This is a genomic window from Streptomyces sp. NPDC041784 (genome assembly GCF_055591025.1).
Genome location: NZ_JBVJAB010000016.1, coordinates 163,855 through 178,906 on the forward strand (window position 1 = coordinate 163,855; position 15,052 = coordinate 178,906).

The following is a 15,052-nucleotide window of genomic DNA, read 5'->3' on the forward strand; positions in this document are numbered from 1 at the left end:
TCAGCTCACCCCGGCCGGGGTGCCGACCTCGCCGGTCCGCTTCAGCTTCTGCCAGCGGAGGCGGCCGCCCGTGAGGGCCGTGATGCAGGAGTGGATGAGGACGAGGTACATCATCTGGCGGTAGGCCAGCTGCTGGAGGGGCATCATCAGCAGGTAGCGGTACTTCTCACGGTCGAGGCGGAAGGCGTAGGCCGCACAGCCCAGTTGGACGCCGAGGACGGCCAGCCAGGCCAGCAGGGCCGCCTGGAAGTCGATGAAGATCATCGAGTAGATCGTGAAGACGTCGATGAGCGGGGCGAAGACCGGCGTGATGATCTGGAAGAGCACCACCAGCGGCATGCCGACGCGGCCGAAGCGCCCCGAAGGACCCTTGTCCGTCAGGGACTTGCGGTGCTTCCACAGCGCTTGCATGGTGCCGTAGGACCAGCGGTAGCGCTGGGACCACAGCTGCTTCAGCGACCCCGGCGCCTCCGTCCAGGCCTTGGCGTGCTCCTGGTAGACGACCTGCCAGCCCGCGCGGTGCATGGCGATGGTGATGTCGGTGTCCTCGGCGAGGGTGTCCTCGCTCATGCCGCCGACCTCCAGCACGGCGTCCCGGCGGAACGCGCCGATCGCACCGGGGATCGTCGGCATGCAGCGCAGCAGGTCGTACATGCGGCGGTCGAGGTTGAAGCCCATCACGTACTCGATGTGCTGCCAGGCGCCGATGATCGTGTCGCGGTTGCCGACCTTGGCGTTGCCGGCGACGGCGCCGACCTTCGGGTCGGCGAAGGGCTGCACCAGCTGGTGCACGGCGTCCGGCTCGAAGACGGTGTCGCCGTCCATCATCACGACGATGTTGTAACTGGCGCTGCGGACGCCGTTGTTGAGGGCGGCGGGCTTGCCGGCGTTCTCCTGCCGGATGACCCGGACGTTCGACATGCCGAGCTTCTCGGCCGCGCCGCGCGCGATCTCCGACGTGCCGTCCGTCGAGCCGTCGTCGACGACGAGGATCTCGATCGGATGGGTGCTCTTCGCCAGGGACTCCAGCGTGTTGGCGATGCACTCCTTCTCGTTGTACGCCGGGACGATCACGCTCACCGGGCCGATGACGGTCGGTCCCCAGCTGAAGCGGCGCCTGTTGCGCAGCCGGTAGTGGCGGCGGGCGAGGATCAGCATCATCCCGAAGCGGCCCATGACCGCCACGCCGACGACCATCAGCCCCACGGAGAGCGTCGGGACGGTCCACTCGGCGAGGGTGACCGCCGCGATGAGGGCCTTGCCCTCGTAGAGGGTGACGCCGGTGGCCTCGCGGTGGGCGGCCTGGAGCCGGGAGGCGGTACCGGCCGCCCCGCCCGCGACGGCACCGGTCCCGGCACCGGTCCCGGCGCCGTTCCCGCCGGCACCGCCCGGAGCCTCACCGGTCGGCGCGGTCCCACCGGGCTGGGCACCGGCCGCCTCCCCGGAAGCCCCCTGCTGGCCGACGGCACCGCTGCCGGTCCCGCTCGCACTCGCGTTCCCGGCCCCGTTCTGCTCCTCGATCACCCCGCTGATCGTGGTGAACGTGTACCCCGCCGCCTTCATCTTCTCGATGTACTTCGGCAGCGCCTTGATGCTCTGCGAACGCTCCCCGCCCGCGTCGTGGAAGAGCACCGACGCGCCCTTGTCGTCCTCCGGCGTGGCCCACTTGATGATCTTCGAGACGCCGGGCCGCTTCCAGTCGTCACTGTCGGTGTCGACGAAGACGCTGGTGTAGCCGTCCTCGCCCAGCTCCTGGTAGACGGGCCAGCTGTAGTTGTCGATGGCGTCCGTCTCGGAGGAGTACGGCGCGCGGAAGAGCGTGGTGGTGATGCCGGCCGCACCGGCGAGCGCGAGCTGGGTCTGCGTCATCTCCCGCGTGACGCGGGCGTCGCTCTGGTAGGAGAGGTCGACGTGGGTGAAGGTGTGGATGCCCACCTCGTTGCCCTGGTCGACCATGTCCTTCACGATGCTCGGGTAGCGCGAGACCATCGAGCCCACCACGAAGAACGTGCCCGGTACGTCGTACTCCTGGAGGATCTCCAGGACCTGGGGTGTCCAGGTGGGGTTCGGGCCGTCGTCGAAGGTGAGCGCGATCGTCTTGTCCGGGACGGAGATCGTCGTGGCCTGGCCGCCCCGGAAAGTGAGGATCGGGCCGCCGTCGAGGACCTTGTCGGGCACCTTGCCGGCGCTGGCGCCGGTGCGGACGCGCTGGTCGCCTCCGACCTCGGCACGCAGATAGCCGTCGAGGAGCATCACGCTGGTCAGGGCCAGCAGAAGCAGCAGGGCGAGGATGACACGCGGTTTCTGCAACGCGGCGGCCTTGCCCGCAGCCCGGCCGATGCGGGAGGGGGCGCGGCGGCGGCCGCGCGAGGAAGTCGTCGTCATAGGTGTGTGGCTGCGTTCTGTCGGAGGAGGTCGGTGGTCCGGTGGGCGTCAGCCGGCGACGGCGGACGCGGAGGCGGAGGCGGAGGCGGACGTGGTCGCGGTCGCGGTCGCGGTCGGCGAGACCGCGCCGGTGGGCGGCGTGCCGGTGGGCGGCGTGCCGGTCGGCGGCGTGCCGGTCGGCGCGGTGCCACCGGGTGTGCCGACCTCGTCGCCGACGCCGCCGTTGGGGCCGAAGCCGCCGGGCCGCCGGCCGTTCTGGCCGTACCCGCCGAACGGCAGCAGTGACGACGGGGTGAGGGTGGTGCCCCAGCCCATGAAGGCGGCGCCGAGGACCACGGCGTAGGCGAGGCAGCCGACGCCGAGGAGGATGCCGATCCGGCGCAGCAGCTTGGACCTGCGACCGGAGTTGTCCACGAACACGGGTCCGTCGGCGTTGCCGCCGCCGCGTTTGCGACGGCGACCGCGAACGGCTTCACGACTGTCGAAGGCAGGCTCGGATTGCATATCCCCGGATATTAGGGAGCCTTTATGTGGCAGAAACTCTGATCTGCATGTGAGAGACCCATGAGAAACGGGTGAACCTGTCTCCCTCCTGAGAGATTCATGAATTGGCTGCGAGACATACCCGTGACATGCGAGGGTCGATTGTCCCAATTGGGCGAGCGATTACGCCTTTTTGCGCGAGTGTGTCCATGACGTGTCTATGTGTCCTCTGTTCCCGTGCGATCAGCCCCCATGTGAGACATTTCCAATCCGGTAGCCAATCCGGTAAGGCCCTTTGTTTCGGTCCTGAGACAGAAATCACCAGATCACGAGAGCGGGTGCTTGCAAATGAGGAGTTTCCTGGTGCCAATGGCCGGGCTCACCTGCCTGTTCGCCCTGGCCACGGTGGGATGCTCCGCGGGGTCCGACGGCACGTCGGACGCGGCACCCGCGGCCACCGAACAGGCGCAACAGACGCGGGAGGCGGCGAGTCCATCACCGTCGGAGTCCACGACCGCCGAAACGGGGTACGCCCCGTACGTCAGCGCCGTCGAGGCCTCCGACAACGACTCCGCCGGCTCGCCGACGACGTACAACCTCGCCTTCGTCATCTCCGACGGCAGCGGCTGTACGCCGGAGTGGAACGGGACGAACGCGGTCGACGACTCGGCGGTGACCTCCCGGATCTCCGCGCTGACGAAGTCGGGCGCCACGGTCCGGGTTTCCTTCGGCGGGGCGTCCGGCGAGGAGCTGGGGGCCACCTGCGGCAGCGCGTCCGCGCTGGCGAAGGCGTACGGCGAGGCGCTCGACGCGGCGGGTTCCACACAGGCCGACTTCGACATCGAGGGCGACGAGCTGACCGACGCCGACTCGGTCGCCCTGCGCTCGCGGGCGATCGCCCTGCTCCAGGAGGAACGGCCGGACCTGGAGGTCTCGTTCACGCTCCCGGTGATGCCGTCCGGGCTGGACGAGGACGGGCTCGCCCTGCTGGAGTCCGCGAACAAGTACGACGTGCAGGTCTCCACGGTCAACCTGATGACGATGAACTACGGCGAGTCGTACGACGGGGACATGGGCGAGTACGCGATCACGTCGGCGACGGCGGCGCACACACAGCTGAAGGAGGTCTTCGGCACGACGGACGCCACGGCGTGGCGGGCTCTCGCGCTCACGTCCATGATCGGCACGAACGACGTCGCCAACGAGACGTTCACGCTGGCCGACGCGGCGGAGGTACGGACGTTCGCCGAGGGGAAGGGGATCGCCTGGGTGTCGATGTGGTCGACCTTCCGCGACCAGCAGTGCGCGGACGGCACCTCGACCGACGACGCGCTGACCAATTGCAGCGGGGTGAAGCAGAGTTCGGGCGCGTTCGCCAAGGCGTTCACCGGCTAGCGAAGGGCCCCTTCAGGGCGTGGACTCAGCGCCGCCTGTGCACCAGGCGCCCCGCGCACACCGTCGCGATGCACGCGCCGGTCTCGTCGAACACGGCGAGGTCGGCGCGGCCGAGGCCGACGACGGCGGGGCGGCGGGCCTCGGGCAGGACCACGACGTGGTTGCGTTCGGCCGCCGCCCGCAGTTCCGGCGAGTCGGCGTACCGCGCGAGGACGGCCACCGCGCCCGACTTCAGCACCGCGTGAACGCGTTCACGCGGGGACGGGGCGTCCGGCAGCGGCCCCTCGTGCACCCGGGCCGGACCGAGCACGCCCGGCCAGCTCCGTACCCGTGCGCCCGGGAAGCGCTCCCGGATCTCCTCCAGCGGGCCGACGGCTGCCACCCGGTCGCCCTCGACGGCGACGGCGCCGCCCTTCAGCGGCTCGGCGTCCCAGGTCGGGCGGACCTCGTCCGCCGTATGGATCGTCAGCATGCGTCGGCTAGTTGGAGGTGAGGAGCTTCAGTTCCGGGTGGGCCGTGCCGCCCTCGATCGCGGTCGAGGAGATGTGGGACATGACCCGCTCGTCGACCGGGTCGTTCGCCGGGTCGTCGTGGACGACGAGGTGCTCGTAGGTCGTCGAGCGCTGGGCGGGGACGCGGCCCGCCTTGCGGATGAGGTCGATGATCTCGAGGCGGTTGGAGCGGTGCTTGGCGCCGGCCGACGAGACGACGTTCTCCTCCAGCATGATCGAGCCGAGGTCGTCCGCGCCGTAGTGCAGGGAGAGCTGGCCGACCTCCTTGCCGGTGGTGAGCCAGGAGCCCTGGATGTGCTGGATGTTGTCCATGAACAGCCGCGCGATGGCGATCATCCGCAGGTACTCGAAGAGCGTCGCCTGGGTGCGGCCCTTCAGGTGGTTGTTCTCGGGCTGGTAGGTGTACGGGATGAACGCGCGGAAGCCGCCGGTGCGGTCCTGCACGTCACGGATCATCCGCAGGTGCTCGATGCGCTCGGCGTTGGTCTCGCCGGTGCCCATCAGCATGGTGGACGTCGACTCGACGCCCAGCCGGTGCGCGGCCTCCATGATCTCCAGCCAGCGCTCGCCGGACTCCTTGAGAGGCGCGATCGCCTTGCGGGGGCGCGCGGGCAGCAGTTCCGCGCCTGCGCCGGCGAAGGAGTCGAGGCCCGCGGTGTGGATCCGCTGGATGGCCTCCTCCACGCTCACCTTGGAGATCCGGGCCATGTGCTCGACCTCGGACGCGCCGAGGGAGTGGATGACCAGCTGCGGGAAGGCTTCCTTGATCGCGGCGAAGTGCTTCTCGTAGTACTCGACGCCGAAGTCAGGGTGGTGGCCGCCCTGGAACATGATCTGGGTGCCGCCGAGTTCGACGGTCTCGGCGCAGCGGCGCAGGATGTCGTCGAGGTCGCGGGTCCACCCCTTGGCCTTGTCCTTGGGGGCCGCGTAGAAGGCGCAGAACTTGCACGCCGTGACGCACACGTTCGTGTAGTTGATGTTCCGCTCGATGATGTACGTCGCGATGTGCTCGGTCCCGGCGTACCTGCGGCGGCGCACGGCGTCGGCGGCGGCGCCCAGCGCGTGCAGGGGCGCGTCGCGGTAGAGGTCGAGCGCCTCCTCCGGGGTGATCCGCCCGCCTGCTGCGGCACGGTCGAGAACGGACTGGAGATCGGCCTTCTCGGTCACCGGGAGCGTCCCTTTCGTCAAGGGTTGTGGACGGACCAAGCCAGCCTACGCCAGCGCTTTCGCCGTCCCCACCTCAGGCCGTGTACGCGCCGATCAACAAACCGGTGAACGCGCCCGCGAGCATGAACGGCCCGAACGCGATCGTCGTACGGCGTCCCGCGCGTCCGGCGACGACGAGCGCGCCTCCGTACAGCGCGCCGTACACGAAGCCGGCGAGGGTGCCCAGCATGACGGTGGGCCAGCCGTACCAGCCGAGGACGGCACCGGTGCCGAGGGCGAGTTTCACGTCTCCGAAGGCCATTCCGGCGGGGTTGAGGCGGTGCAGCAGGTAGTAGCCGACGCCGAGGGCCAGGGTGGCCGACAGGGCCGTCGTCCAGTGGCCGGCGTGTTCGGGGAGCAGCGCGGCCGGGGCCAGCAGGGCGAGGGCCGCGGCCGGCAGCGGCAGGGTCAGCGGATCGGGCAGCCGTCGTACCCGCAGGTCGACGACGGCAAGCAGCACGCCGGCCGGGGCGAGCAGCAGCCAGACGGCGAGTTCGGGCCGGATACCGGTGGCGGCGGCGAGCGCCGCGCACACCAGCGCGGTGACGGTGGGGAGACGGAGCGCGCCGGGGCCGTACGACGCGGTCGTGAGCGCGACCTGTCCGGTGGCCGCCGGTTCGGCCGTGCGGGCTACCTGCTCGGTGGCCGCCGGTTCGGCCGTGCGGGCGATGCGTCCGGTGGCCGCCGGTTCGGCGCACGGCGCGCAGCGGGCCCGTCCGAGCCAGCCGCGCACCGGATGCCCGACCGGGCAGGCCTCGCGCCAGCCGCCGTCGGCCTCCTCGGACGGCACGGCGAAGCGGTAGGCGGCGCGCGGCAGCAACGCGCCCGCCAGCGCGCCCCACAGGGCGGCGAGGGCGATCAGCAGCGAGTCGCTCGGGGGCGTGGTCACGACCCGACCCTGGACATACGGGCCGTCGGGTTGCCCTCGTTGGCGCTGTCCGAACGGTAGGTCAGGTCGTCGCCGGTCGGGGTGAAGCGGATGGTGTGGGGCTCGGGGTTGCATCCCGCGTGGTTGGACGTGGCGCCGACGGAGGTGGCCACGACCTCCTTCTTCGTCACCTTCTTCAGCGTCAGGACGTCGACGCAGACGCCGCCGAGCACGTCGGTCTGGCGCAGCTGGCCCAGCTTCCCGCCGACGTCCGCCTTCTTGAGGGTGACCCGGAAGGTGCCCATGGGGAGGGTGCCACCGAGGCCGCTGCCCTGGCCCTCCCAGGTGCCGACGTAGCGGGCGGGCAGCGCGGTGCCCCCTTCGCCGGCCTCGCTCGAACTGGCCGACGGAGCCGCCGAGTACGCGTCGGAACCGGAAGCGGCGCCGGAGTCGTCGGCGCCGTCCGGCAGGAGCCGGAACAGGAACGTCGATCCGACCGTGGCCACGGCGAGCGCCCCGGCGACCGCCAGCACCACGCTGCAACTCAGCCGCCGCCCGCGCCCGCCCTCCCCGGGAGTCGCCCCGGCCGCCACGGTCACGGACACCTTCCCGGGCGGCCGCGCCCCGCCGGCCGGCGTCACCGTCCCGGGCACGGCGTCCCGCGGCCTGGGCACGGCCCCGGCGGATACCGACCCGACAGGCCCGGCCCCCGCAGGCGGCGATCCGGCAGGAAACGATCCGGCAGGAACGGACCCTGTGGGCACCGACGGCCCGGACGCGGCGGGTGCGTCCGTGGAGCCGCCGGTCCCGGCCACCATCACCGGCGGCGGCCCGAACACCCCCTGGGCCTCCCCCACCGAAGGGCTGCTGAAGCCGACCGGGCCCGAGGGGACTGCCTCCGCCCCCGTCCCCGCCGCCTCCAGGTTGAGCAGTTGTACGGCGCTGCGCCCCACCTGTGCGACCAGCGCCCCCGGCAGCCAGCCGCCCGCGACCAGCCGGGCCGCGCCCTCGGGAGCGAGCCGGCGGGCGAGCTCCCCGGGGGCCGGGCGGGTCGCCGGGTCCTTGGCGAGGCACGCCTCGACGACCTCGCGCAGTTCGCCGACGACCGCGTCACCGAGCACCGGCTCCTCGTGGACGACCTTGTAGAGCAGCGCGGCCGACGAGTCCCCGGCGAAGGGCGGCCGGCCGGTCGCCGCGTAGGCCAGGACCGCGCCGAGGGAGAAGACGTCGGCCGCGCCGGTGACGCCCTGGCCGAGGATCTGCTCGGGGGCCATGTAGCCGGGAGAGCCGACGGAGACGCCGGTCGAGGTGAGGGACGCGGTGCCGTCGGTGGCGCGGGCGATGCCGAAGTCGATGAGGAGCGGGCCGTCGACGGTGAGGAGCACGTTGGACGGCTTCACGTCCCGGTGCACCAGACCGAGCCCGTGCACGGCCGCCAGCGCCTCCGCGAGTCCGGCGCCGAGCACCCGGACGGTGTGCTCGGGCAGTGGCTCCGCGCCGGAGGCGACGGCGGCGGCGAGCGAGGGGCCGGCCGCGTAGGCCGTGGCGACCCAGGGCACGGCGGCCTCCGGGTCGGCGTCCAGCACCGACGCGGTCCAGGCGCCGCCGACCCGGCGCGCGGCCTCGACCTCACGCCGGAAGCGGGCGCGGAACTCCTCGTCGAGCGCGAGATGCGGGTGCACGATCTTCACGGCGACCGTGCGGCCCCCGGCGCTGCGGCCCAGGTAGACCCGGCCCATCCCGCCGGAGCCCAGCCGGCCGAGCAGCCGGTAGGGCCCGACGGCCGTGGGTTCGTCGGCTCCGAGCGGCTGCATGGACGTCCACCCCTCCCCCTGGGCCCTGTTGTAGGGCTCTGATGCAGGTTACGCAGATCGGGGCCGGAGCAGTTCCACGTTCACGTCGGCCGGGAAGCCGGTCGTCGGGCCGACGCGGCGGGCGAACTCGGCGACCGCCGCCAGCTGGGGTGCGCCGAAGCGGAAGTCGAGGGTGGTGAAGTACCGCTCCAGGACGCGCTCGTCGAACGCCTCCCAGCGGGCCGCCTGTTCGGCGACCTTGCCGACCTCGTCCAGGGAGAGGTTGCGGGAGGCGAGGAACGCCTGGTGGACCTCACGGGTGAGGTCCGGCTCGCGCTCCAGGTAGTCGCGGCGGGCGGCCCAGACGGCGAAGACGAACGGCAGCCCGGTCCACTCCTTCCAGAGCGCGCCGAGGTCGTGCACCTGGAGCCCGTAGCGCGGCCCGTCGAGCAGGTTGGCCCGCAGCGCCGCGTCACCGATGAGGACGGCGGCCTCGGCCTCCTGCATCATCAGGCTGAGGTCGGGCGGGCAGGTGTAGTAGTCGGGCCGGACGCCGAAACGATCCGCCAGCAGCAATTGGGCCAGGCGCACGGAGGTGCGGGAGGTGGAGCCGAGGGCGACGCGGGCACCGTCCAGCTCCTCCAGCGGGACCTGCGAGACGATCACGCAGGACATGACCGGGCCGTCGCAGCCGACCGCGATGTCGGGGAAGGCGATCAGGTCGTCGGCGTTCCTGAGGAACTCGACCAGGGTGATGGGCCCGATGTCGAGGTCCCCCCGCAGCAGCCGCTCGCTGAGCTTCTCCGGGGTGTCCTTCGTCAGCTCGAAGTCGAGGAGCGTGCCCGTTCTCGCGAGCCCCCAGTACAGGGGCAGGCAGTTCAGGAACTGGATGTGGCCGACGCGCGGCCGGGTGCGAGAATTGTCCACATCGCGAGGCTAGACCTCGTCGGGTAACCTGCGGACTCCGACCCCCTGAGTCAACCCCTTCACCGGATGTTCAAACGTCCGGGTGACGTGATCTTGACCTCTATTGCTTTCGGCTGCCCGCGTGCTAGGCTCGCCCGCAAGTTGCAGTTTGGTTTCCCTTGCAGTACAGAGCCTGCGGAGCATGTGACCGCGGGCTCTTGACGTTTTCAGACGTATGCAGTTGTGCGGCACTCGCTTTTCACACTTGCAGGTTCTGGAGCAGGGCAACCCTTTGGGCCCAAGGAGGGCTTATGGCTACCGGAACCGTGAAGTGGTTCAACGCCGAAAAGGGCTTTGGCTTCATCGCCCAGGAAGGCGGCGGCCCCGACGTCTTCGTCCACTACTCCGCGATCAACGCACAGGGTTTCCGTTCCCTCGAGGAGAACCAGCAGGTCTCCTTCGACGTCACGCAGGGCCCGAAGGGTCCGCAGGCGGAGAACGTCACCCCCGTGTGATCGTCACACCTCGTGTGATCGCAGCCTGAGTGCAGTACCCAAGGAGCCCCATGCCGTAAGGCACGGGGCTCCTGCCTTTTCCGGTCACCTGTCACCTGTCACCTGACCGCCCCCCTCTCCTCCCCCGTCCCTTGACCGACCCGCCCCCCGACCGTCACCCGTCCGGTGAATTCTCCGTGAATTCCCCCGCGTCTCACACGTGCTGCATCACCAGCACGAACGTCGTCCCGGGCAGCAGCGCCTCGTACGAATGGGGTACGTCCCCCCGATAGGTCAGGTAATCCCCGGGCTCCAGCTCGACCAGTTCCCCGGCCGGCCCCGCCTTGACCCGCCCGGTGCTCACGATCAGATGCTCCACCGTGCCCGGAATATGCGGCTCCGAGGTCCGTACGGCTCCCGGCTCGGCCCGCAGGTGGTAGATGTCCCGGCGGGCGCCCGGCGGGCTGGCCGACAGCAGGGTCGCGGCGTACGGCGCCTGCTCCGAGGCCACCGTCGGTCCCTGGCCCGCCCGAATCACCCGGACGGCGGCGGCCGGCGGTTCGACCAGCGCGCTGAACGGCACGCCGAGCGCGACACCCAGCGCCCAGATCGTCTCCATGCTCGGGTTCCCGCTCGCCGCCTCCAGCTGGGAGAGCGTGGACTTCGCGATACCGGCGCGTTTGGCCAGCTCGGAGAGGGAGAGACCGGCCCTGGCGCGCTCGCGCCGCAGGGAGGCGGCGATCCAGTCGAGCGGGAGACGGGAGGGGGTTTCGGGCATGTCGTTCGCTCCATCGGTACGGTCGTTCGCCTTGACGAACAGTGGCCAGTCTGTCCATTGTAGAAAACATGCGTTCGCCACAACGAACACCCGCGGCCTCCGAACCTCCCTCCCTGAGGCCGCTCGTCCGGGACAGTTCACTCGTCTGGGTGGCCAGTGGGGTGGTGGGTCTCTCCTTCGGCGCGATCTCCGTGGCGGGCGGGCTTCCGGTATGGGTGCCGGTGGTGATGTCGCTGGTGGTGTATGCGGGATCCGCCCAGTTCAGCGCGGTGGGGGTGCTGCTGGCCGGGGGCGGGCCGTTCGCCGCGGCGGCCACCGGGCTGCTGCTCAACACCCGTACGGCCGCCTTCAGCCTCGCGGTCGCCGACCTGCTCGGCCCCGGGCGGGCGACCCGGCTCCTCGGCGCGCACCTGGTGACGGACGAGACGGTCGCCTTCGCCCTGGCCCAGCCCGACCCGGCGCGCCGCCGGGCCGCCTTCTGGATCTCGGGCCTCGGCCTGTTCGCCGTGTGGAACGCGGGCGTCCTGGCCGGCGCGCTCGCCGGCACCGCGCTCGGCGACACCGCCGTGTACGGGCTCGACGCGGCCTTCCCCGCCGTCCTCGTCGCCCTGGTCCTGCCCTCCCTCCGCGAGGACGCCCGCCTGCGCCGCCCGGCGGCCCTCGGCGCCCTGCCGGCGTTGGCGGCCACCCCCTTCGTCCCGGCCGGCATCCCCGTCCTGCTCGCCCTCGCCGGGCTCCTGCTGTACGGCCGTGGCGGGGCCGTCCGATGAGCGCGACGGTCGCCGCGATCCTGGTGCTGGCGGTGGGCACGTACGCCTTCCGCCTGGTCGGCCCCGCCCTGCACGGCCGCGTGACCCTCCCGGACCGGGTCCGGGACCTCCTGGCGGCGGGCGCGGTGATCCTCCTGGTCGCCCTCCTCGCGACGGGCGCCCTCACCGAGGCGGGCAGCTTCGCCGGCTGGGCCCGCCCGGCCGGGGTGCTGGCGGCCGCGCTCCTGGCGTGGCGCGGCGCCCCGTTCCCGGTGGTGGTCCTGGGCGCGGCCGGGGTGACGGCGGCCCTGCGGGCGCTGGGCGTGGGCTAGGCGTATCGCCCGGGGCCTCCCGGCGCGGGGCCTCCCGGCCCGCCGCGGCCCGGCGTTGTCGGTGCGGGCCTCTAGGCTCCGGGCCCATGACCGCATCCGACTTCCTCACCGCCACCCGCACCTTCTACGACGCCGTCGCCGAGGACTACGCCGAGCACTTCCGGGACGTGCTGGTGGCCTCGCCGCTGGACCGCGGCCTGCTCGTCGCCTACGCCGAACTCGTCGGGGCGGGCGGCCGGGTGGCCGATCTCGGGTGCGGGCCCGGGCGGGTCACGGGGTTCCTGGGGTCGTTGGGGCTGGACGTGTCCGGGCTGGACCTGTCGGAGTCGATGCTGGCGATCGCGCGCCGGGAGAACCCGGGGATACGGTTCGAGCGGGGCTCGATGCTCAGCCTCGACGGGCACCCGGACGGCACCCTCGCCGGGGCCGTCTCCTGGTACTCCTCCATCCACACCCCTGTGGAGGAACTGCCCGCCCTGTTCGCCGAGTTCCACCGGGTGCTCGCGCCCGGCGGCACGCTGCTGCTCGCCTTCCAGGCCGGGGACGAGCCCCGCCGCCACGACCGGCCCTGGGGCCACTCGGTCACCCTCGACTTCCAGCGCCGCCGCCCGGAGCGGATGACCGCGCTGCTCGCGGCGGCCGGCTTCGCGCCGCTGTCGTGCACCGTGCGGGAGGCCGTACCCGAGCACGGGGAGTCCACCCCGCACGCCTTCCTGATCGCCCGCAGGCCCTGAGTACGACTGCGGCTACCGGACACTTGCCCAGTGCTCCACCCTTCAGGGTGGAGGTGTAGGGCATCCTCGCCCCGGCGGCCCATAGGGGCGCAGCACCACTGCTAAAGTCGCCTTGTCCGACAACGTAGTTGGCGGACCTACCGCCGGACGGGCGGGAAGTCAGGCCTGTGGAGGCCTTGTAAGACCACCCCCGGGTGGCAGGGGCCCGTGAAGCAGGAACCCGAGGGAGCACCGCGTAGCGGTGCTGACCGGAATCACCTGCGTTCACGCAGGTGAGGGCGTCAAGGCCCCGCGTTCCTCCTCACCCCCGACGAGGTCCGCCAGGTCGCCGACGGGCTGGAACGGGAGGGCTGGGCCCGCTTCCTGGAGCTGGGCCCGTACTACGCGAAGGCCGCCGCCGAGGGCACGGGCATGATCGGCGGGGTGAGCTGAGCCCACGGGCCCACAGCCCTACAGAGCCCCGGCGAGGTCGAGGGCCGCGATGTACCCGAAGGTCATCGCGGGCCCGATCGTCGAGCCCGCGCCGGCGTAGCTGTGCCCCATCACGGCGGCGCTGGCGTTGCCGGCGGCGTACAGCCCCGGGATCACCGAGCCGTCGGCCCGCAGCACCCGCGCCCGCGCGTCCGTGCGCAGCCCGCCCTTGGTGCCGAGGTCGCCGGGGACGATCCGGAAGGCGTAGTAGGGCGGCAGCCACAGCGGGGCCAGGCAGGAGTTCGGCAGGACCGTCGGGTCCGTGTAGTAGTGGTCGTACGCGCTGTCGCCGCGCCGGAAATCGGTGTCCCTGCCGCGCAGGGCGAGGGAGTTGAAGCGGTCGACGGTGGTACGCAGGGCGGCCGCCGGGACGCCTACGGCGGTGGCGAGGGCGTCCAGGTTCCACGCCTTGTGGGCGGCGCCCGAGGAGTACCAGTCGGCCGGGAGGACGAAGGTCGGGGCGACGTCCTTGAAGAGGTACCGGTTGCGGTAGTTCTGGTCGACGATCAGCCAGGCCGGGATGTCCGGGTCGGCGGGGTTCCGGTCGTACATCGTGTGCACGACGTCGCTGTAGGGGGCGGCCTCGTTGACGAACCGCGCGCCGGCCTGGTTGACCAGCAGCCCGCCGGGCAGGGTGCGTTCGGCGAGGCAGAAGTACGGCTGGCCGGGCAGCGGGATCGCCGGGCCCCACCAGGCGTCGTCCATCAGCGCGACCGATCCGCCCGCCCGCTGCCCGGCCCGGATCCCGTCCCCGGTGTTCTCCCGCGCCCCGACCGTCCACTCCGTCCCGATCGGCTGCCGCTGGTACTGCGCCCGCATCGCCGCGTTGTGCTCGAACCCGCCGGAGCCGACGACGACCCCGCGCCGGGCCCGCAGAAGACCGGCGGCGCCGTCCCGGGTGACGACGGCCCCCGTGACCACTCCCCCTTCGACGTGCAGGTCGGTGAGCGGGGTGTTCAGCCACACCGGCACCTGGGCGGCCAGCAGCCCGGCACGCAGCCCGGCGGCCAGCGACTGCCCCATGGTGAGCGGCTTCTGCCCGAGCAGGGCGGCCTTCGTGCCGCGCGCCAGGCATTCGGCGGCGACGGCAGCGCCCTTCACGGTGACGGCGGCCAGCGCCAGCCACTTGTAGTCCGCGCTGAAGACGACCATCCCCGCCGGGACCGCCATGTACGGCGGGTTGAGGCGGGCGAGTTCGGCGCCGAGGACGTTCCCGTCGAGCTGGTCGGGTTCGACGGACCGTCCGTTCGGCAGGCCGCCCGGCAGCTCGGGGTAGTAGTCGCTGTACCCCTCCATCCAGCGGAACCGCAGCGGGCTGTGGGCCATGACCAAGGAGAGCATGGCGGGCCCGTGCGCGAGGAACGCGGCCTGGCGGTCGGCGGGCACGTCCGGGCCGACGACGGCCGCGAGATACGTGGCGGCCTTGGCGGGCGTGTCCGGCACACCGGCCGCGAGGATCACCGAGTTGTTCGGGATCCAGATCCCGGCCCCGGAGCGGGCGGCGGAGCCCCCGAAGGTGGCCGCCTTCTCCACGACCACGCAGCTCAGGCCGCGTTTCGCCGCCGTCAGCGCGGCGGTCATCCCGGCGGCACCCGAGCCGATCACGACGACGTCGTAGGTGCCGAGGAGCGGGAGGTCGGCGGCGCTCGCCCCGGTCAGCGGGGCGGCGGCCAGCGCGAGCCCCGCACCGGCGCCGGCGCCGGCTCCGAGGACGGTTCTGCGGGCGGGGTGTCGTCCAGCCCGGTCCGCGCTCGTGTCCATGTCCGTTCCCCTTCGTCCGACGGGGACCGGAATGTCGCGCGGGGGTCTTGGGAAGTCAAGGGCCGTGGGGGGGGGGGGGGGGGGGGGGGGGGAGACGCGCCCCACCGGCGTTCCAAGGCCCCATAAAGATTGGCCGGCCACTAGCCTATGCCTTTGCCTTTTTCTTGTGGCCATGCTTCTCCCTG

The 15,052-nt window shown here is 72.0% G+C and carries 14 protein-coding genes; 5 read left to right on the plus strand and 9 right to left on the minus strand.

Translation table 11 applies throughout. The annotated features are described in order from the left end of the window. Together ACZ6D7_RS31000 and ACZ6D7_RS31005 are read right to left on the minus strand one after the other, a co-directional pair. Positions 1-2,385: a bifunctional polysaccharide deacetylase/glycosyltransferase family 2 protein gene (locus ACZ6D7_RS31000; protein WP_469497789.1), complete on the minus strand. Its 2,385-nt coding sequence runs from the start codon at positions 2,383-2,385 to the stop codon at positions 1-3. A gap of 48 nt (positions 2,386-2,433) precedes the next feature. After that, positions 2,434-2,799: a hypothetical protein gene (locus ACZ6D7_RS31005; RefSeq protein WP_469497792.1), complete on the minus strand. Its 366-nt coding sequence runs from the start codon at positions 2,797-2,799 to the stop codon at positions 2,434-2,436. Between the two features lie 417 nt (positions 2,800-3,216). On the opposite strand from ACZ6D7_RS31005, the gene ACZ6D7_RS31010 reads away from it, so the two are divergent. Next, complete coding sequence (locus ACZ6D7_RS31010; RefSeq protein ID WP_469497794.1) at positions 3,217-4,263, plus strand: chitinase; 1,047 nt, start codon at positions 3,217-3,219, stop codon at positions 4,261-4,263. Between the two features lie 25 nt (positions 4,264-4,288). Here ACZ6D7_RS31010 and ACZ6D7_RS31015 read toward each other — a convergent pair whose 3' ends face one another. From ACZ6D7_RS31015 to ACZ6D7_RS31035, 5 genes are all read right to left on the minus strand, one after another. Further along, positions 4,289-4,735, minus strand: coding sequence for an imidazolonepropionase-like domain-containing protein (locus tag ACZ6D7_RS31015; protein ID WP_469497797.1), 447 nt, complete (start codon positions 4,733-4,735; stop codon positions 4,289-4,291). Between the two features lie 7 nt (positions 4,736-4,742). After that, positions 4,743-5,942: a cyclic dehypoxanthinyl futalosine synthase gene (gene mqnC, locus ACZ6D7_RS31020; protein ID WP_469497800.1), complete on the minus strand. Its 1,200-nt coding sequence runs from the start codon at positions 5,940-5,942 to the stop codon at positions 4,743-4,745. A gap of 73 nt (positions 5,943-6,015) precedes the next feature. Next, positions 6,016-6,870 carry a prepilin peptidase gene (locus ACZ6D7_RS31025; protein ID WP_469497803.1) on the minus strand — a complete coding sequence of 285 codons (855 nt, stop codon included), beginning with the start codon at positions 6,868-6,870 and terminating at the stop codon, positions 6,016-6,018. Further along, positions 6,867-8,663, minus strand: a complete 1,797-nt coding sequence (locus ACZ6D7_RS31030) for a serine/threonine-protein kinase (protein ID WP_469497804.1) — start codon at positions 8,661-8,663, stop codon at positions 6,867-6,869. Before ACZ6D7_RS31030 ends, ACZ6D7_RS31025 begins: the two co-directional genes overlap by 4 nt. A gap of 48 nt (positions 8,664-8,711) precedes the next feature. Beyond that, complete coding sequence (locus ACZ6D7_RS31035) at positions 8,712-9,569, minus strand: menaquinone biosynthetic enzyme MqnA/MqnD family protein (protein WP_469497806.1); 858 nt, start codon at positions 9,567-9,569, stop codon at positions 8,712-8,714. A gap of 290 nt (positions 9,570-9,859) precedes the next feature. Here ACZ6D7_RS31035 and ACZ6D7_RS31040 point away from each other — a divergent pair, with 290 nt between their 5' ends. Then, positions 9,860-10,063 carry a cold-shock protein gene (locus tag ACZ6D7_RS31040; RefSeq protein WP_003974443.1) on the plus strand — a complete coding sequence of 68 codons (204 nt, stop codon included), beginning with the start codon at positions 9,860-9,862 and terminating at the stop codon, positions 10,061-10,063. A 193-nt stretch (positions 10,064-10,256) separates the two neighbouring features. On the opposite strand, the gene ACZ6D7_RS31045 is transcribed toward ACZ6D7_RS31040, so the two are convergent. Further along, positions 10,257-10,820, minus strand: a complete 564-nt coding sequence (locus tag ACZ6D7_RS31045; protein WP_469497808.1) for a helix-turn-helix domain-containing protein — start codon at positions 10,818-10,820, stop codon at positions 10,257-10,259. 68 nt (positions 10,821-10,888) lie between these two features. On the opposite strand from ACZ6D7_RS31045, the gene ACZ6D7_RS31050 reads away from it, so the two are divergent. The 3 genes from ACZ6D7_RS31050 (at position 10,889) to ACZ6D7_RS31060 (ending at position 12,635) form a co-directional block, all read left to right on the plus strand. Then, positions 10,889-11,590, plus strand: a complete 702-nt coding sequence (locus ACZ6D7_RS31050; protein ID WP_469497810.1) for an AzlC family ABC transporter permease — start codon at positions 10,889-10,891, stop codon at positions 11,588-11,590. Continuing rightward, complete coding sequence (locus ACZ6D7_RS31055) at positions 11,587-11,901, plus strand: AzlD domain-containing protein (RefSeq protein ID WP_469497812.1); 315 nt, start codon at positions 11,587-11,589, stop codon at positions 11,899-11,901. The genes ACZ6D7_RS31050 and ACZ6D7_RS31055 overlap by 4 nt, the downstream gene beginning before the upstream one ends. An 86-nt stretch (positions 11,902-11,987) precedes the next feature. Continuing rightward, the gene (locus tag ACZ6D7_RS31060) at positions 11,988-12,635 is read left to right on the plus strand and encodes a class I SAM-dependent DNA methyltransferase (protein ID WP_469497814.1); all 648 of its coding nucleotides are present in this window, start codon (positions 11,988-11,990) and stop codon (positions 12,633-12,635) included. A gap of 450 nt (positions 12,636-13,085) precedes the next feature. On the opposite strand, the gene kstD is transcribed toward ACZ6D7_RS31060, so the two are convergent. After that, positions 13,086-14,867, minus strand: coding sequence for a 3-oxosteroid 1-dehydrogenase (gene kstD, locus ACZ6D7_RS31065; protein WP_469497817.1), 1,782 nt, complete (start codon positions 14,865-14,867; stop codon positions 13,086-13,088). Positions 14,868-15,052: the final 185 nt, after the last annotated feature.